The sequence below is a fragment of the Streptomyces sp. NPDC001904 genome (assembly GCF_040297005.1).
Taxonomy (GTDB): Bacteria; Actinomycetota; Actinomycetes; order Streptomycetales; family Streptomycetaceae; genus Streptomyces.
This window is the reverse complement of the sequence record NZ_JBEOYI010000035.1, coordinates 49,381-69,498: the sequence shown is the minus strand read 5'-3', so window position 1 is coordinate 69,498 and position 20,118 is coordinate 49,381. Positions and strand designations below refer to the sequence as shown.

At 71.9% G+C, this 20,118-nt stretch carries 18 protein-coding genes and 1 tRNA gene; 9 read left to right on the top strand and 10 right to left on the bottom strand.

The features are described from left to right. Window positions 1-107: 107 nt before the first annotated feature. The 3 genes from ABT127_RS35570 to ABT127_RS35560 form a co-directional block, all read right to left on the bottom strand. Window positions 108-1,127, bottom strand: coding sequence for a sigma-70 family RNA polymerase sigma factor (locus tag ABT127_RS35570; RefSeq protein ID WP_351459468.1), 1,020 nt, complete (start codon window positions 1,125-1,127; stop codon window positions 108-110). Between the two features lie 305 nt (window positions 1,128-1,432). After that, a complete protein-coding gene (locus ABT127_RS35565; RefSeq protein WP_351459466.1) occupies window positions 1,433-1,975 on the bottom strand; it encodes a GNAT family N-acetyltransferase in 543 nt (180 codons plus the stop codon). Window positions 1,976-2,051: 76 nt separating this feature from the next. After that, complete coding sequence (locus ABT127_RS35560) at window positions 2,052-2,813, bottom strand: dioxygenase family protein (RefSeq protein WP_351459480.1); 762 nt, start codon at window positions 2,811-2,813, stop codon at window positions 2,052-2,054. Window positions 2,814-2,931: 118 nt separating this feature from the next. Between ABT127_RS35560 and ABT127_RS35555 the strand changes: the two genes are divergently transcribed. Then, entirely contained in the window at window positions 2,932-3,447 is a 516-nt protein-coding gene (locus ABT127_RS35555; RefSeq protein ID WP_351459477.1) for a MarR family winged helix-turn-helix transcriptional regulator, read from the top strand. A 39-nt stretch (window positions 3,448-3,486) separates the two neighbouring features. Here the strand turns inward: ABT127_RS35555 and ABT127_RS35550 are convergent, their stop codons facing one another. Together ABT127_RS35550 and ABT127_RS35545 are read right to left on the bottom strand one after the other, a co-directional pair. Next, window positions 3,487-5,016, bottom strand: coding sequence for an MFS transporter (locus ABT127_RS35550; RefSeq protein WP_351459464.1), 1,530 nt, complete (start codon window positions 5,014-5,016; stop codon window positions 3,487-3,489). A gap of 104 nt (window positions 5,017-5,120) precedes the next feature. Further along, window positions 5,121-5,783, bottom strand: coding sequence for a TetR/AcrR family transcriptional regulator (locus ABT127_RS35545; protein ID WP_351459463.1), 663 nt, complete (start codon window positions 5,781-5,783; stop codon window positions 5,121-5,123). Between the two features lie 257 nt (window positions 5,784-6,040). Here ABT127_RS35545 and ABT127_RS35540 point away from each other — a divergent pair, with 257 nt between their 5' ends. After that, window positions 6,041-7,315 (top strand): M6 family metalloprotease domain-containing protein, encoded by a 1,275-nt coding sequence (locus ABT127_RS35540; protein ID WP_351459460.1) that lies wholly within the window; start codon window positions 6,041-6,043, stop codon window positions 7,313-7,315. Between the two features lie 72 nt (window positions 7,316-7,387). Here ABT127_RS35540 and ABT127_RS35535 read toward each other — a convergent pair whose 3' ends face one another. Continuing rightward, a complete protein-coding gene (locus ABT127_RS35535; RefSeq protein WP_351459457.1) occupies window positions 7,388-9,094 on the bottom strand; it encodes a class I adenylate-forming enzyme family protein in 1,707 nt (568 codons plus the stop codon). Window positions 9,095-9,292: 198 nt separating this feature from the next. Here ABT127_RS35535 and ABT127_RS35530 point away from each other — a divergent pair, with 198 nt between their 5' ends. From ABT127_RS35530 to ABT127_RS35520, 3 genes are all read left to right on the top strand, one after another. Further along, entirely contained in the window at window positions 9,293-11,410 is a 2,118-nt protein-coding gene (locus ABT127_RS35530) for an ATP-binding protein (RefSeq protein ID WP_351459454.1), read from the top strand. Between the two features lie 88 nt (window positions 11,411-11,498). Continuing rightward, a tRNA-Arg gene (locus ABT127_RS35525) sits at window positions 11,499-11,574 on the top strand. 130 nt (window positions 11,575-11,704) lie between these two features. Further along, the gene (locus ABT127_RS35520) at window positions 11,705-12,451 is read left to right on the top strand and encodes a hypothetical protein (RefSeq protein ID WP_351459451.1); all 747 of its coding nucleotides are present in this window, start codon (window positions 11,705-11,707) and stop codon (window positions 12,449-12,451) included. A gap of 7 nt (window positions 12,452-12,458) precedes the next feature. On the opposite strand, the gene ABT127_RS35515 is transcribed toward ABT127_RS35520, so the two are convergent. Next, window positions 12,459-12,779 carry a DUF6234 family protein gene (locus ABT127_RS35515; RefSeq protein WP_351459449.1) on the bottom strand — a complete coding sequence of 107 codons (321 nt, stop codon included), beginning with the start codon at window positions 12,777-12,779 and terminating at the stop codon, window positions 12,459-12,461. Between the two features lie 195 nt (window positions 12,780-12,974). On the opposite strand from ABT127_RS35515, the gene ABT127_RS35510 reads away from it, so the two are divergent. Next, the gene (locus ABT127_RS35510) at window positions 12,975-13,760 is read left to right on the top strand and encodes an SAM-dependent methyltransferase (RefSeq protein WP_502971834.1); all 786 of its coding nucleotides are present in this window, start codon (window positions 12,975-12,977) and stop codon (window positions 13,758-13,760) included. Between the two features lie 13 nt (window positions 13,761-13,773). Here ABT127_RS35510 and ABT127_RS35505 read toward each other — a convergent pair whose 3' ends face one another. Continuing rightward, window positions 13,774-14,850 carry a GNAT family N-acetyltransferase gene (locus tag ABT127_RS35505; RefSeq protein WP_351459444.1) on the bottom strand — a complete coding sequence of 359 codons (1,077 nt, stop codon included), beginning with the start codon at window positions 14,848-14,850 and terminating at the stop codon, window positions 13,774-13,776. A gap of 276 nt (window positions 14,851-15,126) precedes the next feature. Then, window positions 15,127-15,708 (bottom strand): GNAT family N-acetyltransferase, encoded by a 582-nt coding sequence (locus ABT127_RS35500; protein WP_351459441.1) that lies wholly within the window; start codon window positions 15,706-15,708, stop codon window positions 15,127-15,129. Window positions 15,709-15,864: 156 nt separating this feature from the next. On the opposite strand from ABT127_RS35500, the gene ABT127_RS35495 reads away from it, so the two are divergent. The 3 genes from ABT127_RS35495 to ABT127_RS35485 are packed head-to-tail and all read left to right on the top strand — an operon-like array spanning window position 15,865 to window position 18,153. Further along, window positions 15,865-16,788, top strand: coding sequence for a sugar kinase (locus tag ABT127_RS35495; protein ID WP_351459438.1), 924 nt, complete (start codon window positions 15,865-15,867; stop codon window positions 16,786-16,788). A 4-nt stretch (window positions 16,789-16,792) separates the two neighbouring features. Further along, window positions 16,793-17,539: an IclR family transcriptional regulator gene (locus tag ABT127_RS35490; RefSeq protein WP_351459435.1), complete on the top strand. Its 747-nt coding sequence runs from the start codon at window positions 16,793-16,795 to the stop codon at window positions 17,537-17,539. After that, window positions 17,527-18,153 carry a bifunctional 4-hydroxy-2-oxoglutarate aldolase/2-dehydro-3-deoxy-phosphogluconate aldolase gene (locus ABT127_RS35485; protein ID WP_351459433.1) on the top strand — a complete coding sequence of 209 codons (627 nt, stop codon included), beginning with the start codon at window positions 17,527-17,529 and terminating at the stop codon, window positions 18,151-18,153. Before ABT127_RS35490 ends, ABT127_RS35485 begins: the two co-directional genes overlap by 13 nt. A gap of 115 nt (window positions 18,154-18,268) precedes the next feature. On the opposite strand, the gene ABT127_RS35480 is transcribed toward ABT127_RS35485, so the two are convergent. Beyond that, entirely contained in the window at window positions 18,269-20,086 is a 1,818-nt protein-coding gene (locus ABT127_RS35480; RefSeq protein WP_351459430.1) for a DUF8823 domain-containing protein, read from the bottom strand. Window positions 20,087-20,118 lie beyond the last annotated feature (32 nt).

The following is a 20,118-nucleotide window of genomic DNA, read 5'->3' as shown; positions in this document are numbered from 1 at the left end:
AAAACCCCGCGACGCGACTGCCATGTTCCCCCCATCCCGCGTCCGCGGCTTTCGTCGTGGCTGGTCGCGCAGTTCCCCGCGCCCCTGACGGGGCACACCCCGGGATATCAGGCGGCGGCGTCGAAGCCGGTGTCGCGGGCCAGCTTCTTCAGTTCGAGAAGGGCGTGCTTCTCGATCTGCCGGATGCGCTCGCGGGTGAGCCCGTGCTCCTTGCCCACCTCGGTGAGGGTGCGCTCGCGCCCGTCCTCGATGCCGTACCGCATCTTGATGATCGACGCGGTGCGCTGGTCGAGCCGGCCGATCAGATCGTCCAGCTCCTCGCTGCGCAGCAGGGTCAGGACCGACTGCTCCGGGGAGACCGCCGAGGTGTCCTCCAGCAGGTCGCCGAACTGGGTCTCGCCCTCGTCGTCCACCGACATGTTCAGCGAGACCGGGTCGCGGGCCCAGTCCAGGACGTCGGTGACGCGCTCCGGGGTCGTCTTGTCGAGCTGCGCGGCGATCTCCGCGGGCTCGGGCTCGCGCCCGTTCTCACGGTTGAACTCGCGCTGCACCCGGCGGATGCGGCCCAGCTCCTCGACCAGGTGGACGGGGAGGCGGATGGTGCGGGACTGGTCGGCTATGGAACGGGTGATGGCCTGACGGATCCACCACGTCGCGTACGTCGAGAACTTGAAGCCCTTGCGGTAGTCGAACTTCTCGACGGCGCGCACCAGGCCGGCGTTCCCCTCCTGGATCAGGTCGAGCAGGGGCAGGCCGGAGCGCGGGTAGCGACGGGCCACCGCGACCACCAGCCGCAGGTTCGACCGGATGAAGATGTCCTTGGCCTTCTCGGACTCCGCGACCAGGGCCTCCAGCTCCTCGCGGGACGCCTTCCCCGCGGCTTCGCTGTCGCCGAAATCGCCCAGCTCGCCGTCGAGGATCTGCTGGGCGTAGACGCCCGCCTCGATGGTCTGCGAGAGCTCGACTTCCTTGGCGGCGTCGAGCAGCGGTGTCCGCGCGATCTCGTCGAGGTACATGCCGACCAGGTCGCGGTCGGCGATCTCCCCGCCTACGGCGCGAACACTGCGTGCCGCGTCAGTCTCGCCGGAGGCGGCGGACTTACGACGGGCTACGGCACGGGTTGCCATGCGTGCTCCCTTGCGGTGGTAGGTCGGCTTGTCGCCCTTCACGGGTGCCCTGCATCCGAAGGAATCAACGCTTGGAATCCGGACAGAATTCCCAAGCCGCCCATCTTTTTTGTGATCATGCAGTACCCTGTCGCGCCACACTGCGCGAGAGCGCCGACAAGATGCCGCCGGGGCTCACAGAGACGCAGGTCAGGCCGTGATGCGCGAGTGACGACACTCGTGGTCCGCGGCGGGCCTCTGCCACCTGAGACGACCCTGGCGCTCTGATGGTTGCCTGTTCCGGGCCCGTCTGCGCTCCGCAAAGGTCACGAACCCGAGGGCCTTTCGTCACCCAGTTCCTTCTCGAACCAGGCCACGTCGTAGTACCGGCCGAACTTCCGCCCGACCTCCCGGTACGTGCCGACCGGGCGGAACCCGAAACGGGTGTGCAGCCGCACGGACGCCTCGTTGGGCTGGGTCACCCCCGCGTACGCGCGGTGCACGTCCTCGCCGCCCAGCGCCTTGAACAGCGCCTCGTACAGCAGCGTTCCGATACCGCGTCCGCCGGCGTCCGGGGCGCAGTACACGGTGACCTCGACGGAGGTGGAGTACGCCGCCTTGGGCCGGAACGCGCTCGATGTCGCGTACCCGAGAATCCCGCCGCCATCCTTCGCCCCCTCGGCGACGAAGAGGCGGTGCGGGCCGTGATCGGGGTGGGCCCGCAGCCAGGGCAGGCGGGCCTCCTCCGTGAAGGGTTCGGTGTCGAAGGTGATCGGAGTGTCCCGGACGTACGCGTTGTAGATCTCGGTGAGCGCCCCCAGATCGCTCTCGCGCCCCGCCCTGATCGTCACCTCGGTCGCATCATCCATCCCCGGAGACTAGGACGACCTCCGTCGCCACCTGCGGGCCGGTGGGGGGCTGGTCGCACCCGAGAGCACGGCCCCGTCACCCGAACTGCAGCGACCTCTTCGCCAGCCCCATCCAGAACCCGTCGATCACCGAGCGCTGCACCTCCAGCTCGCCGGAGGCATCGGCGGCGCCCATCGTCACGAACAGCGGAGCGAAGTGCTCGGTGCGCGGATGCGCCAGCGCTCCGGCCGGCGACTTGTGCGTGAAGTCGAGGAGCGCGTCCACGTCCCCGGCGTCCAGCGCCCGCTGCCCCCAGTCGTCGAACTCGGCCGACCACGACGGAATGCCTCCCTGCCGCAGCGCGGCGAGGTTGTGCGTGAAGAACCCGGAGCCGACGATCAGCACCCCCTCGTCGCGCAGGGGCGCGAGGCGTCGCCCGATGTCCATCAGTTTCTGCGGGTCGAGCGTCGGCATGGAGACCTGGAGGACGGGGATGTCGGCGTCCGGGTACATCTCGACGAGCGGCACGTACGCGCCGTGGTCGAGGCCGCGGTCCGGCACGTCCTGCACCGGAGTGCCCGGAGCGCGCAGCAGCTTGCGTACGGACTCGGCGAGTCCGGGCGCGCCCGGAGCCCCGTACGTCACCTGGTAGTAGTGCTCGGGGAAGCCCCAGAAGTCGTAGACGAGCGGCACCGTCTCGACGGCGCCGAGGGCGAGCGGGGCCTCCTCCCAGTGCGCCGAGACCATCAGGATCGCCTTGGGGCGGGGCAGACCGGCCGACCAGGCGGCGAGCTGGCCGGGCCAGAGCGCGTCGTCGGCGAGCGGCGGGGCGCCGTGGGAGAGGTAGAGCGCGGGCATGCGCTCGGGGGCGAGGGGGGTGGTCACGACAACCTCCTTGAAGTTTCAAGTGCTGCTGCACCCAAAAGTACCCGTAAGTTGTTTAACATTCAAGAAGGAGGTCTTTACGATGGATGCCATGGAGCCGAAGAACAACGTGGACGACGCGACCGGGCCCGTGTGGCTCTCCGAGGACGAACAGCACATCTGGCGGGCGTACCTCCATGCCACCACGCTCCTGGAGGACCACCTGGACCGGCAACTCCAGCGCGACGCGAAGATGCCGCACGTCTACTTCGGGCTCCTGGTGAAGCTGAGCGAGTCCCCGCGCCGGAGGCTGCGGATGACGGAGCTGGCGCGGGACGCGAAGATCACCCGTTCCCGTCTCTCGCACGCGATCGCCCGCCTGGAGGCGAACGGCTGGGTGCGCCGCGAGGACTGCCCCTCGGACAAGCGCGGCCAGTTCGCGGTGCTCACCGAGGAGGGGCTCGGCGTCCTGGAGCGGACGGCGCCGGGCCATGTGTCGGCGGTCCGGCACGCGCTGTTCGACCGGCTCGACGCGGAACAGCAGAAGTCCCTCGGCGAGATCATGCGGATCGTCGCCGAGGGACTTCAGCCGAAGGAGGCCGGGGCGGACCTCCCCTGGCTCAGGTGAGGCCGCCCACGGGGGCCGCCGATGGGGCCCCCACCGGGATCAGTGCGCGATCACCGGGACCTTGAACTCGTCCTCGATGCCGTCCTCGTCGCCGGAACCCGACTGGGCCGAGGCCGCGCCGACGCCCGGGACGCCGGTGTTGATGAGGGTGAGGGCGATCGTCGCCGAGACCAGCAGGATGCCGACGGCCCACCAGATGGCGTGGGTGTAGCCGTTCACCATGGCCTGCGCCTGGAGCAGCTGCTGGTTGCGGGCGCCGGCGGCGTGGTCCACCAGGTACGCGGTGGTGGCCGAGGCGGCGATCGTGTTCAGCAGAGCGGTGCCGATGGCGCCGCCGACCTGCTGCGAGGTGTTGACCATCGCGGAGGCCACGCCCGCGTCCCGCGCCTCGACACCGATCGTGGCGAGCGACATGGCGGGCATGAACGCCGTACCCATGCCGAGGCCGAGCAGCAGCTGGGCCGGCAGGATCAGGGCCGGGTAGGACGCGTCGACCGACAGCTGGGTCAGCAGGCCCATGCCGAGCGCGGCGACCAGGAAGCCCGGGCCCATCAGCAGGCGCGGCGGGACGCGGGTCATCAGACGGGCGCCGATCTGGGTGGAGCCCGCGATCATGCCCGCGATCATCGGCAGGAACGCGAAGCCGGTCTTGACCGGCGAGAAGCCCTTCACGACCTGGAGGTAGTAGGTCAGGAAGAGGAACAGGCCGAACATCGCGATGACGGCGAGGCCGAGCGAGGCGTAGACACCGCCGCGGTTGCGGTCGGCGACCACGCGCAGCGGCAGCAGCGGGTGCTTGACCCGGGCCTCGACGGCGACGAAGGCGAGCAGCAGCACGGCCGCGGCGACGAACATGCCGATGGTGGTCGCGTCGGACCAGCCGTTGGTCTCGGCGCGCGTGAAGCCGTAGACGAGCGAGACCAGGCCGAGCGTCGACAGCAGCACGCCGGGGATGTCGAGCGGCGAGCGGTTGCGGCCGCCGGCCGGCTCACGGATGACGAGGACGGCACCGGCCGCGGCGACGATCGCGAACGGGATGTTCACGAAGAACGTCCAGCGCCAGTTCAGGTACTCGGTGAGGAAACCGCCGAGGATCAGGCCGACGGCGCCACCGCCACCGGCGATCGCACCGTAGATGCCGAACGCCTTGGCGCGCTCCTTGGCGTCCGTGAACATCACGGCGAGCAGGGAGAGCGCGGCCGGGGCGAGCAGCGCGCCGAAGAGGCCCTGGAGGGCCCGGGCGCCGAACATCATGGCCTCGTTCTGCGCGGCACCGCCGACCGCGGAGGCCAGGGCGAAGCCGATGAGGCCGGTGACGAAGGTCTGCTTGCGGCCCCACAGGTCGGCGATGCGCCCGCCGAACAGGAGCAGGCCGCCGAAGGCGAGCGCGTAGGCCGTGATGACCCACTGCTTGTTGCCGTCGGATATGCCGAGGTCGCTCTGGGCGGCGGGCAGGGCGATGTTCACGATGGTGGCGTCGAGGACCACCATCAGCTGGGCGAGCGCGATGAAGACGAGAGCCTTCCAGCGTCGCGCGTCGGGTGCCGTGTCAGGCAAGGGCGTACCCACAGCGGGACTCCAAGTCGTGAATAAGCGTGAGAATTCGGGTGCGTACGGGCGCGTGCGGGCGCCTGAGGCATGAGGGGTGCGGAGATACGGGCTCGGGCGAGGAGCTAGTCCTGGCGGAGGTCCTCCAAGGTCGCGGCCTCACCCGGGAGTTCCGAGCGGGCGGGTGTCATCAGGCCGTCGAGGAACAGCTGCAGATGACGGTGGACGTAGCGGTCGAAGCCCAGGCATGCCGTGCCCGGCAGCGGCCTGGTGAGCTGGGAGAGGGCGACCATCAGGTCCCCGACGCCGACGTCGGGGCGCAGCCGCCCGGCCGCGTGGGCGCGGCCGATGAGGTCCTCGATGGCGGCGGTGAGCCGGTCCAGGGAGGCGACCACCTCGGGGTGGTCCTTGTCGAACGTCGCGTTGAGCAGCGGGCACAGCGCGCCGATGCGCTCGTCCGCGGCGGCGTGCACGAAGCGGCGCAGCACCTCGAAGGAGTCCTCGCCGGCTTCCTCGGCGGCGAGAGCCTGCTCCGCGTGGTCCGTCACGTGGTCGGTGACGGTGAGGACGACGTGGTGCAGAAGCTCTCCCCGGTCCTTGAAGTTCCGGTAGAGCGTGGCGTTGCCGACGCCCGCGCGGCGGGCCACCTCGTCGAGCGGGAGCTCGGTCCCGTGCTCGACCAGCAGCTCGCGCGCGGCGGCCACGATCCGCTCCCGGTTGCGCACGGCGTCGGCCCGCGGGCGCGGGGCGCGGCGCTGCGGCTGCTCGGTCACGGGGGCGGTGGCCACGACGGTCTCCTTGATTCCAGGGTCTGGGCTGGGCTGGTTCTGCGTCCGGGTCCGTGAAGCGGGGAGCCGGTCCCCGCTTCGTCGACACCTATGCCAAACGGGGAAAGCGTCCCCGGTTATTTCCGCGCCTTGATGTGACCTGCCTCACACACTTCTGCGGGAGAACCCCACGATCGGCGCACCCAGCGCGCGACACGCCGCACCTCGTCACAGGGTGATCGAAACGGACCCCGGACCACGAGGGTGAGGCGGATCGGATGCGGCAGCAGATACGCAGGGGCCGGCGCGGCGCACTGCTCGCCGGGGCCACCGCCGTGGCCCTCGCGCTGACCATGTCCGCCAGCACCGGCCGGACCGTCGACAGCCGGCCGACCGCCGCGGGACCGGTGGCACTGGCCCGGGCCACCTCCCTCGGCTCCTGCATGATCCGCGGCGCGCTGGGCGTCCAGATGTCGGAGGGCGTCCCCACCGCCTCCGGCTACGCCCGCTCGACCGGCACCGTCCGCGCGCTCAACCTGATGGTGGACTTCCCCGACGCCCCCGGCGAGGGCAGCGCCGAGGACCGGCTCGCGGAGTTCTTCCCGCAGACCCAGCGCTGGTTCGCCGCCGCCTCGTACGGCAAGCTCGACTACGTCCCCGAGGCCCCGGTCGAGCACTGGCTGCGGATGCCGAAGGCGTTCAGCGCGTACGGGATAGAACGCGGCGCCCCCTTCGACCCCGGCTATCGCGAGCTGGTCGACGACATCGTGGCGGCCGCCGATCCGGACGTGGACTTCCGCGCCTACGACCTCGTGAACGTCCTGGTCACCCCGAACGCGGGACCGTCCGCCCTGGACACCGTGCTGTCGGTGACCTTCGCCGGCAACCACGACGCCCCCGTCGCCGACGGGGTGCCGCTGTCGAACGTGTCCTTCGTGTACTCCCGGCAGGACGACGGCTCCGGTTCGTACGCGAAGACGGGGTACCGGGTGCTGCCGCACGAGAACGGGCACGTCTTCGGGCTGCCCGACCTCTACACCCAGGACGGCGGCGGCGCCGTCGGGCACTGGGACATCATGAGCGAGGACTGGGGCGTCGGGAACGATCTGCTCGGCTGGCACAAGTGGAAGCTGGGCTGGCTCGACGACTCCCAGATCCGCTGCGCGGCCCAGCCCGGCACCACCCAGCACGTGCTCTCGCCGATGGGGACCCAGGACGACGGTACGAAGATGGCGTTCGTGCCGCTGACCGCGAAGACCGGGTACGCGGTCGAGGTGCGCACGCCCGGCGGCAACGACGAGGCGGTGTGCCGGCCCGGGGTGCTGATCTACCGGGTCGACGCCGACGTCGACACCGGGCACGGCCCGGTCACCGTGGAGGACGCGACGCCGGACTCCGGGGGCTGCACCCGCCGCCCCAACGTCCACGCCGAACTCTCCGACGCGACGTGGCGCCCCGGCGAGGTCTTCCGCGACCGAAAGTCGGGCGTCCGCATCGCGGTGACCGGGGTGGACGCGTCCGGCGACTACCGGGTGTCGGTGACCCGGAAGTAGCGGGCCCCTGAAGGCCGCAGGCCTCTCAGGGGCGCGGGGAACTGCGCGACCAGCCCCCGCCGGGCCGAACCCTCAAGCGAACCCCCGTCGCACCTCCCGCTTCAACACCTTCCCCGTGGCGTTCCGGGGCAACTCGGCCTCCTGCACCACCACCCGCTCGGGCACCTTGAACCCGGCCAACGACCGCGCCGCGAACTCCCGCACCCCAGCGGCATCGAGCCCGGAACCGCCCCGCACCCGCACCACCGCCGCGACGGTCTCCCCGAGCACCGGATGCGGAACCCCGACGACAGCAGCCTCCAGCACGTCGGGATGCCCGTGCAGCACGCCCTCGACCTCGACGCAGTACACGTTCTCCCCGCCCCGGATCACCATGTCCTTGATCCGGTCGACGACGCTGATCAGCCCGTCGGAGGAGATCTCGGCGAGGTCCCCGGTCCTGAACCACCCGTCGTCGGTGAACGCCGCCCCGGTCGCCGCCGGATCCTCCCAGTAGCCCCGGATCAGACACTGCCCGCGCAGCCACAGCTCCCCCACCTCCCCTGCGCCGAGCGCCGCCCCGCCCGGATCCGCGACCCGCGCCTCGACGGTCGGCGCGGGCCGCCCCACGCTGCCGGGAAGCCGCCGGTACTGCTCGCCGAAGTTGGCGCTGATACCGCCGAGCGTCTCGGTGAGGCCGTAGCCGTTGCGGGGTTCGATGCGGTCGCCGAAGCGCGCGGTGAGCCGGGCCACCAGTTCCGGCGGCGCGGCGGCGCCACCCGTGTTGAACATGGTCAGGGTCGGCAGATCGTCACCCAGCTCATCGGCCCGGGCGAGGAGTTGGAGCGCGGTGGCCGGCACCCCGCCGAAACTCCCGATGCCGTGCTCGTGGATGAGCGCGAGCGCGGCATCGGTGTCCCACTTGCGCATCAGCACGAGCGTCCCGCCCGCCGCCATGGCCGCGTAGAACCCGGTGAAGGCCGCGACGTGGAAGAAGGGGAAGGTGAGCAGCCCGGGAAGGAGCGGCCCCTGTCCGGGGACGACACCCCGCGCGAGGGAGGAAAGCGCCGCGAAATAGCGGGGGTTGGCGATGGCGGCCATGTGAGCGTGGTGCGTGGCGACGGCGCCCTTGGGGCGGCCCGTGGTGCCGGAGGTGTAGAGGATCGTGGCGTCCGCGTCCGGCAGGACGTCGACGTCGGGCGGCCCGAGCAGCGGATCGGCGGCGGACAGATCCGCGTACCGCTCGACGCGCGCCCCGGACACCGCCCGCCCCTCCTCGTGGCACACGAGCACCCAGGGCCGTTCGCCGTCCTTGGCGGCGTCCAGCCACGGCGTGACGCGCTCGTACCGTTCCCCGTCGACGAACAGCACCCGCGGGCGGCAGTCGTCCAGGGCGTACGCGATCTCGTCCGCGGTCCACCAGGAGTTCAGCGGCACCGCCACCAGACCCGCCAGCTGGGCCGCCCAGAAGCCGACCTGCCACTCGGGATGATTGCGCAGGGCGATCACGGCACGGTCGCCGGGCCGCAGCCCGTAACCGCCCTCGTCCTCGGCGGCCAGGAAGCGCCGGGCCAGCGCGCTCGCGTCCGCGAAGAACTCGCCGTACGTGAGCCGGCCGCTGTCGGCGATCAGAAACGGTGTGTCACCGAACGCCCAGGTCGTCTCGGCGAACTCCCGCAGCGTGCGCGGCCCTTCGGCGTACGCGAGGCGTCCGGCCTCGTCACGTACGACGTCGAAGGGCGCACCGGGGGCGGTGAGCAGGGCTTCCAGGGCTCTCAGGTCTTCCGGGGACGAGGCCATACCGGACGGTACGTCCCCGTCCCCGCCCCGCGTCAAGATGCCTGCACAGCCCACCCTTCGACCGTGTTCCGGCCGCATCCGGCGGGTGTCCCCCGTTCGAGTGACAGCGGGTCTCCCGGTGTGCAACGCTCCGTGTCTGGAAACCGGTCCACCAGTGGAGTCCTCCGGAGTTCCCGCTGGGAGAGGTGAGTTCCCCCCATGGCCACGCAGAGCAACAACCCCAAGCACGGCAACCTGCCCCTGGAGACGACGGCGTTCATCGGCCGGTCCCGGCAGACGGACGAGGTCCTGGAGGCCTTTCGCACCGCACGGCTCGTCACCCTCACCGGCCCGGGGGGCATCGGCAAGACCCGGATCGCGCTGCGGGCCGCCGCGCGGACCGCGCCCGGACTCGCGCAGGGCGCCTGGCTGGTGGAGCTGTCCCCGGTCCTCTCCCCCGACCTGCTGGAACACACGGTCGCGGGCGTGCTCGGGGTGGCCGACCAGACGAACCGCCCCCTCGTCGACGTCCTCTCGGACTACCTGCGCGACCGCGAACTGCTCCTCGTCCTCGACACCTGCGAGCACCTCGTCAAGGAATGCGCCGAACTGGCAAGGACGCTGCTCGCGGCCGCACCGGGACTGCGCATCCTGGCCACCAGCCGGCAGGCCCTCGACATCCCGGACGAGCACCGCGTCGCCGTCGGCCCCATGGACAGCGACCCCGAGGGCGAGGGCCCGGCACTGCTGCGCGCCCGCGCCTGGCCGGACGACGAGCACGTCCCGGACGACGCCGACCAGGCCGAACTGGCCCGCCTGTGCGCCCTGCTGGACGGCGTGCCGCTCGCCATCGAACTGGCCGCCGGCCTGCTCCGGGCCACCTCGGTCGACCATCTCGTCCACCGCCTCGACGAACGGCTGAACGTCCTGTCGTCGAACGCCGGCGCCGAACCGCCCGTCACCGACGAGGGCCTCGACGACTGCGTCCCGACGGTCCACCGGCCCGTCCGGCACAGCGGCCTGCGCACCACCATCGGCTGGAGCCACGAGTGGTGCACCCCGCAGGAGCGGCTGCTGTGGGCGAGGCTCTCGGTCTTCCCCGGCAGCTTCGACGCCAGGGCCGTCGACTTCGTGTGCAGCGCGGAGCCGCTCGCCGACTGCGATCTCACGGAGGTCCTGCACGGGCTCGTCGCCAAGTCCGTCCTGCTGCGCGAGGGCCCGCCACAGGACTCCCGCTACCGGCTGCTCGACACCGTGCGCGAGTACGGCGCCGAATGGCTCGACCGGCTCGGCGAGAGCGACCGGCTGCGGCTGCGCCACCGCGACTACTACCGGCACCTGGCGCACCGCGGCGACCAGGAGTGGATCGGCCCCGACCAGGCGCAGTGGCAGGCCCGCACGGTCACCGAGCTGCCCAATCTGCGGGCCGCCCTCGACACCTGTCTGCTCAGCGAGCCCGACACGGCCCTGGAGATGGCGAGCGACCTCGTCTACTTCTGGTTCTGCTGCGGGCACCTGCGCGAGGGCCGGCACTACACGGAGGCGGCCCTCGCCCTGGCCCCCGACCGGCCGCGCGGGGCCGCGCGGGCGCTGTGGTCGTGCGGCATGGTCGCCGTCGGCCAGGGCGACCTGGAGGCCGCGAGCCGGCTGACGTCCGAGGCGCGGGCGCTGGCCGAGAAGTACGCCGACGAGCCCGCGCTGGCCGGCGCCCTGTGCGTGCACGCCAGCGCCCTGACCCTCCAGGGCGCCCCCGACCAGGCCCTCCCCCTGTACGCCGCGGCCCACGAGCAGGCCGCCCGCACCGGCCCGCGCATCATCGAGCTGATCTCGCTGCCGGTGTGGGGCTACGCGCACATGATGCTCGGCGACGCCGACGGAGTGCGGGCCCGCGTCGACCGCCTCAAGGAGCTGACATCGCCGATCGGCGAGATGTGGGCGGGCGCCTACGCCGACTACGTCTGGGGCAACCAGTGCATCGCCCAGGGCAGCCCGGCCGAGGCGATCGCCCCCCTCTGCTCGTCCCTGGAGGCCAAGTGCCACCTGGACGACCTCTACGGCATCGCGGTCACCCTGGACTCCCTGGCCCTCGCCGCCACGGGCGACCACCGCCCCGAACTGGCGGCCCGCATCTTCGGCCTGGTCGACCGCGCCTGGAACGTCCTGGGAACCCCGCACCTCGGCTCCCCGGAGATGACCGAACACCGCCGGACCTGCGAATCAGCGGTCCGCGCGGCCCTCTCCCCGGAGACGTTCACCACCCTCTACGCCGAGGGCGCCGACTCCCCGTCGATCCACAGCGGCGTGACGGCGCTCCTGGAAACCCTGACCCTCCCCTGACCCCACCCCAAGCCCCCCACCCGCCCCAACCACCCTCCGCTACACTGTCCGCGACGGCGCTGCACCATCATCCGCGCCGCCATGTCCCGCCTTCGTAGCTCAGGGGATAGAGCACCGCTCTCCTAAAGCGGGTGTCGCAGGTTCGAATCCTGCCGGGGGCACCAGCCAAAAGGCCCCGGACCGATCATGGTCCGGGGCCTTTGGCGTCTACGCCTGCCCACTGCGGCTGAGAGCTTCAGTCGGCCGCCCCGGGCTGCCGTCGGTGCAGGCAGGGCGTGCGGCATCATTGCGGCCATGCGCAGAGGGGTGGGCAGGAGGCTGCGGCGGTTATGGACATGGCGCGGGCGTGAACGGGCGACGGTCACCGGGATCGAGGACGAGGTTCCTGAGAAGGGTGCCCTCGACGTCGCGGTTCGTCTGACGAAGAGCCCCGGGCCGGCGGCGCCGACGCGCGCGACCCGGACGCAGGTCAGCGGTGACGGAGGCAGCGTCGAGAAGCCCCATCGGCTCGCGATGCCGTCGTACCGGCCGGCCGTGATGGTCTTCTCGACCGACGCGCGGACACAGGTGCATGTGCGCTTCGAAAACCGCAGGAGAGAGCGATCCTCGCGCCTCTACCGGCTGTCCGGCGACGGCACCCCCGTCACCGCTCGGATTCCGCTGCCGGAAAAGGGCAGGGCGACCGCCTTTCGCGTGTTCACCGCTGGGGAACGCGCGCCGTGGACGGCGACCGCGGCCCCATTGCGGGAAGTACCGCGATTCCATGACGAGATCAGCGGGACCGGATCGGACGTCGTGCACTTCCGAGGGGGACCGGGACCGGGCGTCCTGCATTACGCGGGGCCGGGCCTCGTTCAGTTGGAGGCGTTGGACAGTGGCCTTGCCTATCGGGTGACGGTGGCTGAGGCCCGTACCGGAGAGCACACCTTCCAGTGGCCGGCCAGCGGCTACTACCAGGTGCGCTCGGCCGGAGCATGGAGCCTGACCGCCACTGCCGGCCCGGCCGCCCGTGAGATCGGCGGAGGTTCAGGGGTGCGGTAGGCGTTCGCTATCCGCGGGCAGCCAAACAGGCGAGCAGCCCCGCTGCGGCTCCCAGGACGATCAGTTGCACGACGCCGGGGATACGCCATCCCAGGGCGAGGAGGCCACCGCCTGTGACGACCGCGCCGCCCAGCAGAAGGAGCATGCCCCGCAACGCCTCGCGCGGCGCATCGGGCGGATTGACGCTGTCAAAGGAATCGGCCCAGCCCGTCATTCCGTAGCGGAGCAGCACCAGATAGGCGATGACCATCAGATCGACGATGAGAAGCGCCACGCCGACCCCGACTTGCGCGCCGGTCGACGGTGCGACCTCGGGCCTCAGTCTCATCACCACTCCGATCGCCGGTGACGTTCCGTCCCTCGCATACCGTCCAGCATGCTGACGCGGTCGGCGCCGCACATGAGTACAGCTACTCAGTTGCTCCGCAAGGATTGCCGTCAACTGTGCGATCCCGATGGTTAGTTGATGTGCGAAGCTGTTCGCAACTGATCGCGGAGGGAGCGCAACGTGCTGCGGGACGACATGCAGGCCGGGGTGATCGACACCAGCAGGCCGCATCCTGCCCGGATCTACGACTACCTGCTGGGCGGCAAGAACAACTACGACGTGGACCGGCAGGCCGGTGAGGATCTGATCGCCGTGGCGCCCGAGGCGCGGGACGGGGTGCGGGCCAACCGGGCGTTCATGGAGCGGGCCGTGCGGTTCGCCGTGGGGCAGGGGGTGCGTCAAGTCCTGGACATCGGGACCGGGTTGCCGACCTCGCCGAACGTGCACGAGATCGCCGAGGAGGTCGCCCCCGGGGGCGTGCACGTCGCGTACGTCGACAACGACCCGATCGTGAAGGCGCACGGCGACGCGCTGCTCAGCCGGACCGGCTCGACGGGCATCGTCCTGGGCGACGTACGGGATCCGGGGAGCATCACCGGACACCCCGACGTGCGGCGGCTGATCGACTTCGACGAGCCGGTGGTGCTGCTGCTCGTCGCCGTGCTGCACTTCCTCACCGACGCCGACGAGCCGGAGCGGGTCGCCGCCGAGCTGCGCGACGCACTGCCCACCGGAAGCTATCTGGTGCTCTCGCACGCCACGGGCGACTTCGCGGACCGCAGGAACGCCGAGGCCGGATACAGCAGCAAGGCCTCCGCCTCGCTGAATCTGCGGGCCAGGGACCGGGTGGAGCGGTTCTTCGAGGGGTTCGAGCTGGTCGACCCCGGCCTCGCCCAGATCTCGTACTGGCGGCCCGACTCCCCGCCGCCCGCGGAGGCGGCCAGGATCGGGTTCTACGGGGGCGTGGGCCGCAAGGTCTGACGGCGGGGCGGCCCTACTCGCGCAGCGCGCCCACCGTCCTCAGGAGCCGGTCCGCGCGGTCACGGAGCGCGGGGTGGGCCAGGACCGTGTTGCGCAGGCCGCGGACCGGGCGGCGCCACAGCCGGTGGACGGCCGCCACCGGGTGCGGGCGGCCGGCGATGCCCTCGGTGACGCGCAGTTCACGGGTCTTGAGCCGGTCCTTGTACTCCTTCTCGCCGCGCCCCCAGTCGATCATCCGGATGCCGCGCCGGCCCGCCGTCTCGGCCATCCGCAGGTGCATCATCAGGCCGGGCGAGTAGTAACTGAACTCGGGGTCGTACGCGGTGAACCAGCCCGCGAAGACCGTGCGGGACGTCGGACCGAAGTGCGCGGCGACCGGGCGCTCGCCCGCGTAGACGACGGAGAGCACGCCGGTGAAGTGGGGCTCATGGACGGTGGCGAGGTCGCTCACCAGGCCCACGATCCAGGGGCGGGCGAAGCGGTCCATCCGGCCGGTGCGGCGGTACTGGGCCGACTTCCAGCGCATCAGCCGGCGCAGCACGGCCGGGTCCTGCTCGTCGTAGACGAAGCGCATCTCCCCCGCGTTCCGGGTCAGGCGGCGCTCCTTCTTCAGCATCGTCCTGGCCTGGCCTGGACAGGTGGCCCGCAGCCACTCCGGATAGGAGTCGTGGCCGCCGTCCTTGAGGTCCTGCACCGGGGAGGCGAACGTGCCGGTGACGTACCGGCCGAAGGGCTTCTGGTCCTCCACGAGGTGGTCGAACTCGAACACCGCGAGCCCGCAGGCCTTCAGGAGCTGCTGGGTGTCCCAGCCGACGCCCGGCCGGTGCACCAGCGCCTGGCAGTCGGACAGGCCGAGAGCGATGGCACGCCCGATGCCGAGCGGGCCCCGCTCGTAGGGCAGGAAGCCGACCGCCTCGCCGCCCTCCCGCAACACCGCCACGTGCACCCCGGGCCGGTGCCGGGCGACCCCGGCGGCGAACTCCGGTGAGAGGAAGGGGTTCTGGTAGTCCGGCGCGTCGTCCATGGTCTCGTGCCACGCGGCACGCAGCGACGCGCTCAGCTCACCGGGTCTGTACGTGGTGATGTTCACCGTGCGTTCGACCGCCCTTCCGCAGGGGCGCGCAGCATGAGCTCCCCCCTGTTCCCCCCATAGGGCTCAAAGGTGGCGAAACAGTACGCACCCTGTCAAGGGGACTTCGGGCAGCTTCGGTGCGGAGTGGGCCGCGGCGGCGCTGTCACACTTCCGGCACGGGCCGCGTCAGACTTCACCCGCGCCGAGTGGGTGGCCGTGGGCCTGCTGGTCGGGCTCGCCGTGCCGGCGGTCGGGATCGCGGCCGGGATCGGCCTGCCGTAACTCCCCCGCCCGTCAGGGGTGTTGGATGCGCACGTGGACGTGCATGTCGTGCCAGCCGTCCGCGTGCAGGGCGGAACTGCGCCGGACGCCCTCCAGCGGGTACCCGGCCTTCTCCGCGACCCGGCACGAGGGTTCGTTGCCGGTGGAGTGCTCCAGGTCGATGCGGTGGAAACCGGCCGCCAGGGCCCAGTCCGTCATCGCGGTCAGCGCGCGGGGAGCCACGCCGAGGCCCCGGGCGGCCGCCGTCACCCAGTAGCCGACCTCGGCGACCCCGTCCTCCAGGTTCATCTGCCGCAGGGCCATCCTGCCGAGCGCCTCCCCGCCGTCGGCCCGGACCACCAGCCACTGGGCGGAGGTCTCCTTGCGCCAGCCCTCGCGCACGGACTCCACCCACTCCCCCGCCTCGTCCGTGGAGTCCATGGAGCGGATGTGCCAGTACTGGAGCACCGGGTCCTGGAAGGCGAGGTGGACGGCGGCCGCGTCCGCGGGTTCGAAGGGGCGCAGGGCGAGTGCGTCGTCGGCCGTGCGGAGGGTGGGCTGCGGGGTACGGGAGAAGGTGCCGGGCGGGATGGCGGGCTGGGTCAGGAAGGGCATGGTGCGCAGCATGCCGGGCGGCGCGGGGCGGCCGCACCCCGTTTCCGGGCGCCCCCTCGGAAGGCTGTTGCAACATGTGCACGCTCGTTGCGCAGCGACTGTTAGCGTCGGTCGGAGTCCGCCCCGCCCCTCCGCGCCGACGAACAGGAGCCGATCGTGCCGCCCCCGTACCGCCCCGAGGTGATCTGCCTCGGCGAGACCATGGCGCAGCTGACCCCGGCCGACGGCGCGGGCCTTGAGCACAGCGGGGAGATGCGGCTCGCCGTCGCGGGCGCCGAGTCGACCGTGGCGCAGTACCTCGCCGATCTGGGGCATCGGGCGGCCTGGGTGAGCCGGGTCGGCGACGACCCGTTCGGGCGGCGGACCGTCACGGCGGTCGCGGGCCGCGGGGTGGACGTCTCGCAGGTGACCGTCGACCCCCTCGCCCCCACCGGCGTCTACTTCAAGGACCCCGGCCCGGACGGCACCACCCGTGTCCACTACTACCGGCGCGGCTCGGCCGCCTCCCGGATGACGGCCGCCGACACCGAGGGCATCGACCTGGACGGCGTACGGCTCCTGCACCTGACCGGGATCACCCCGGCACTGTCCGACGGCTGCGCCGGAGCCGTCGCCGCCCTCGCCGAACGGGCCTCCAGGCACGGCGTTCCGCTCTCCTTCGACGTCAACTACCGCCCAGCACTGTGGAGTTCGGTGGATGCGGCGGCGAAGGAACTGCTCGCTCTCGCCCACCGGGCCGACATCGTGCTCGTCGGGCGGGACGAGGGCGAGGCGCTGTGGGGCACCGCCACCGCCGACGAGCTGCACGCCCATCTGGCGCCGCGCGGCACCCTCGTGGTGAAGGACGGGGCTGTCGGCGCGACCGTGTTCGGGTCAGGAGTGCGGGAGTTCGTGGCCGCGCCCGCCGTCGAGGTCGTCGAGGCGGTCGGCGCGGGGGACGCGTTCGCCGCCGGGTATCTCGGCGGGCTGCTCGCCGGTGCGGCGCCGCGCGACCGCCTCGCCCTCGGCCACCGGCTCGCCGGGCGCACCCTGCGCTCCATCGAGGACTACGTCCCGGCCGCCTTCGAAGAGAGTGGGTGACCCCGTGTCCCAGACCGTACGGCGGGCCATCGACATCCTGGAGTACGTCGCCCGCAGCCCCCGCACCCAGACCGAGGTCGGCGACCATCTCGGCGTGCACCGCTCGACCGCGCTGCGCATCCTGGAGTCGCTCACCGAGGGCGGACTCGCGCGCCGGCTGCCCGACGGGCGGTACGCGGTCGGGTACCGGCTCGCCGGACTCGCCCGGCTGGCCCGGGAACAGTTCGGACTGCGGGACATCGCGGCCGAACCGCTGCGGGCCCTCGGCGCGGCCTGCGGGCACACCGTGCACCTCGCCGCGCTGGAGGACGAGCGGATCGTCTACGCCGACAAGGTCGACCCGGCGGACGGGGTGCGGCTGTACGCCGAGATCGGGCGGCCGGTGCCGCTGCACACGGCCGGGGCCGCCAAGGCGATCCTCGCGCACCTTCCGCCCGAACAGGCCGAACTCCTGCTCCGCGACTGCGACTTCGCGCCGCGCACCGATACGACGATCACCGACCCGGCGGTCTACCGGGCGGGCCTCGCCACGGTGCGGGCGCGCGGGTGGGCCGTCGACGACGGCGAGTACGAGTCCTACGTGAACTGTGTCGCCGTCCCCGTACGGGACTGCGGCGGCGCGGTCGTCGCGGCCGTGTCGGTGACCGCGCTCAAGGCGCGGGCCGGCCTCGACGCGCTCGTCCGTGACGTCCTGCCCGATCTGCTGACCACCGCCGAGACGATCTCCAAGGAGCTGGGATGGCGACCGTGACCGACGACAAGCCCGCCGGGACCACCTTCGACTCGCTGTTCGCCGGGGTGCCGGTGATGGCGATCCTGCGCGGGATGTCCGCCGACAGGTCCGTAGAGCTGGCCTCGCGGGCCTGGGACCTGGGGATCGAGTGTGTCGAGGTGCCGGTGCAGAGCGAGGAGGCGGCGCGGGTGCTGGGCGCCGTGGTCGCCGCCGGGGCCGAGCGGGGGAAACCCGTGGGGGCCGGGACGGTCACCAGCGCCGAGCGGCTGGACCGGGCGGTGGCGGCCGGGGCCGCGTTCACGGTGGCCCCCGGGCTGAACGCCGCCGTGGCGCGGGCCAGTGCCGTCGCCGGGCTGCCGCATCTGCCCGGGGTGGCGACGGCCACCGATGTGCAGGCCGCGCGGGGGCTCGGGCTTGACTGGCTGAAGGCCTTTCCGGCGAGTGTGCTGGGGGTGGAGTGGTTCCGGGCCATGCAGGGGCCGTTCCCCGAGGTGCCGTTCGTGGCGACCGGGGGTGTGGATGCCGGGAACGCTGCCGCTTACCTGAAGGCCGGCGCCCGCGTCGTCGCCGTCGGCTCGGCCCTGGAGGACCCGGCCCAGCTCGATCGCCTCGCGGAGTTGCTGCACGGCTGAGGCCCGGTGGGGCTCCTCGCGCCCCTGAAGGCCGCAGGCCTTTCAGGGGCGCGGGGAACTGCGCGAGAAGCGGCCACCGGCCGTCAGCCGGAAGACGACCCGACCGAACCGCCCGTCAGCGGAGTTCCTCCGGGCACGGGGTGCCCCGCGACCACTGGTACGGCGCCGCGAGGCGATAGGTGCCGGGTTTCGGGGCGAGCAGCACCGTCCACTGGTCACCGGAGTCGTCCTTCTCGGTCTCCATCAGGCACCCGTGCACATTGTCGAACGACCGCGGCAGCCTGTCGTCGCCCTCCCGCGCCCGCTTCGACGCCTCGGTCTCCTGCGGCGTACCGACACTCTTGCCGTCGGCGCCGACGACCGACAGCCACGGCGAGTAGGGAATCCGGATCAGCACCCGCCCCGGCTTCGTCACCTCGATGGTCAGCTCCCCCTGCTCGGCGGCGTCGACCACGGCGTGCGGCTCGGCCAGCGGCGTCGGGTCGGTGACGGCGAACAGCTGCCAGTTCGCGTCGCCCCACACCTGCTTCAGATAGGGCAGCCCGCGCTGCACCAGCTCCCGCTCGCGCTCGCCGCCGGACCCGTCGGGCTCCCCCTTCGGCAGCACCACGTAGTGCACGGCCCACCGCTTGAGCCATTCGTGGTAGTTCGCGGAGTTCAGGGTGTCGTCGTAGAAGAGCGGGTTGCGGTCCATGTCGGCCTGGCGGTTCCAGCCGCGCGCCAGGTTCACGTACGGCGCGAGCGCGGACGCCTCCCGGTGCGAGCGGGCGGGCACGACCTCGACGCGGCCGCGCTCGGCACTGACCTGCTGGAGCTCGTTGACGAGCGGCGCCAGCTCGCGGGCCCAGGAGGCGGCGGGGGTGGTGTGCACGACGTCGTCGACGGACTTGAAGCCGATCCAGCCGTTGAACCCGGCGAACGCGACGACGATGACGTACCACTTCCGGGACCGCGGCACGGTGAACGGCAGCGCGGCGAGCAGCGCGACACCCGCGAACAGCATCGGAAGGCGGGTGATGTTGGAGCCGATCTGCGAGCTGATCAGCCACACGAGCAGCACGGCGAGGGTGTAGACGGCGGACGTGATCCGGACCGTCACCCATTCCTTCGGTACGAGGGCGTAGGTGAGGACGCCGTAGACCATCGGCAGCAGCGCCGACCAGAACGACATCGGCTGCGTCCCCGAGAACGGGAACAGCCACGCCGAGAGCCCGACCACGACGGCGGGCGCGATCCCGAGCGCGTACGCCCCGGGCCGTCTCTTCTGGAGGAAGAGCGCCACGGCGACGAGCCCCACGAACAGCCCCGCCACCGGCGAGCAGGCGGTCGCGACACCGGCGAGCGGCGCGGCGACGACGGCCTTCGCCCACCGCTTGAAGCGCCAGCGGTAGGGCCAGCAGAAGACGGCGGCGACGGCACCGAGCCCGAACATCATGCCGAGCCCGAAGGTGACGCGGCCCGACGCGGCGTTGCACAGCAGCGCGAAGACCCCGGCGAGCGCGGGCCACAGCGGCTTCGCGACGGCCCGCGTACGGATCAGGATGAGGGTCAGCAGGGCGGCGGAGAGCGTCCCCGCGATCATCATGGTGGTCCGCACGCCGAGCACGGACATCAGATACGGCGACACCACGCTGTACGAGACCGGGTGCATGCCGCCGTACCAGGCGAGGTTGTACGCGGAGTCGGGGTGCCGGCCCACGAACTCGGCCCAGGCGTCCTGCGCGGCGAGGTCACCGCCGCTGTTCGCGAACGTGAAGAACCAGATGAGGTGCAGGACCCCGGCGATCGCGGTGACGACCAGGACGGGATGGCGTGCGGCGAACCGCGCCGACGCCTCCCACGCCGCACCGCGCGGCTGCTGCGCGGGCCGTATTCGTACGCGCTCCGAGCCCGGCTCCGCGTCGTCGGCACGCGTCGGCTCCGCTGTGGCCACTGCTGACACTCCCCGTACGTACCCGTTGTGAC

Excerpts from the sequence above, each read along its gene's own strand:
- ABT127_RS35570 (WP_351459468.1), bottom strand. The coding sequence starts at position 1,127 with ATGGCAACCCGTGCCGTAGCCCGTCGTAAGTCCGCCGCCTCCGGCGAG.
- ABT127_RS35565 (WP_351459466.1), bottom strand. The coding sequence starts at position 1,975 with ATGGATGATGCGACCGAGGTGACGATCAGGGCGGGGCGCGAGAGCGAT.
- ABT127_RS35560 (WP_351459480.1), bottom strand. The coding sequence starts at position 2,813 with ATGCCCGCGCTCTACCTCTCCCACGGCGCCCCGCCGCTCGCCGACGAC.
- ABT127_RS35555 (WP_351459477.1), top strand. The coding sequence starts at position 2,932 with ATGGAGCCGAAGAACAACGTGGACGACGCGACCGGGCCCGTGTGGCTC.
- ABT127_RS35540 (WP_351459460.1), top strand. The coding sequence starts at position 6,041 with ATGCGGCAGCAGATACGCAGGGGCCGGCGCGGCGCACTGCTCGCCGGG.
- ABT127_RS35535 (WP_351459457.1), bottom strand. The coding sequence starts at position 9,094 with ATGGCCTCGTCCCCGGAAGACCTGAGAGCCCTGGAAGCCCTGCTCACC.
- ABT127_RS35530 (WP_351459454.1), top strand. The coding sequence starts at position 9,293 with ATGGCCACGCAGAGCAACAACCCCAAGCACGGCAACCTGCCCCTGGAG.
- ABT127_RS35520 (WP_351459451.1), top strand. The coding sequence starts at position 11,705 with ATGCGCAGAGGGGTGGGCAGGAGGCTGCGGCGGTTATGGACATGGCGC.
- ABT127_RS35515 (WP_351459449.1), bottom strand. The coding sequence starts at position 12,779 with ATGAGACTGAGGCCCGAGGTCGCACCGTCGACCGGCGCGCAAGTCGGG.
- ABT127_RS35510 (WP_502971834.1), top strand. The coding sequence starts at position 12,975 with ATGCAGGCCGGGGTGATCGACACCAGCAGGCCGCATCCTGCCCGGATC.
- ABT127_RS35500 (WP_351459441.1), bottom strand. The coding sequence starts at position 15,708 with ATGCCCTTCCTGACCCAGCCCGCCATCCCGCCCGGCACCTTCTCCCGT.
- ABT127_RS35485 (WP_351459433.1), top strand. The coding sequence starts at position 17,527 with ATGGCGACCGTGACCGACGACAAGCCCGCCGGGACCACCTTCGACTCG.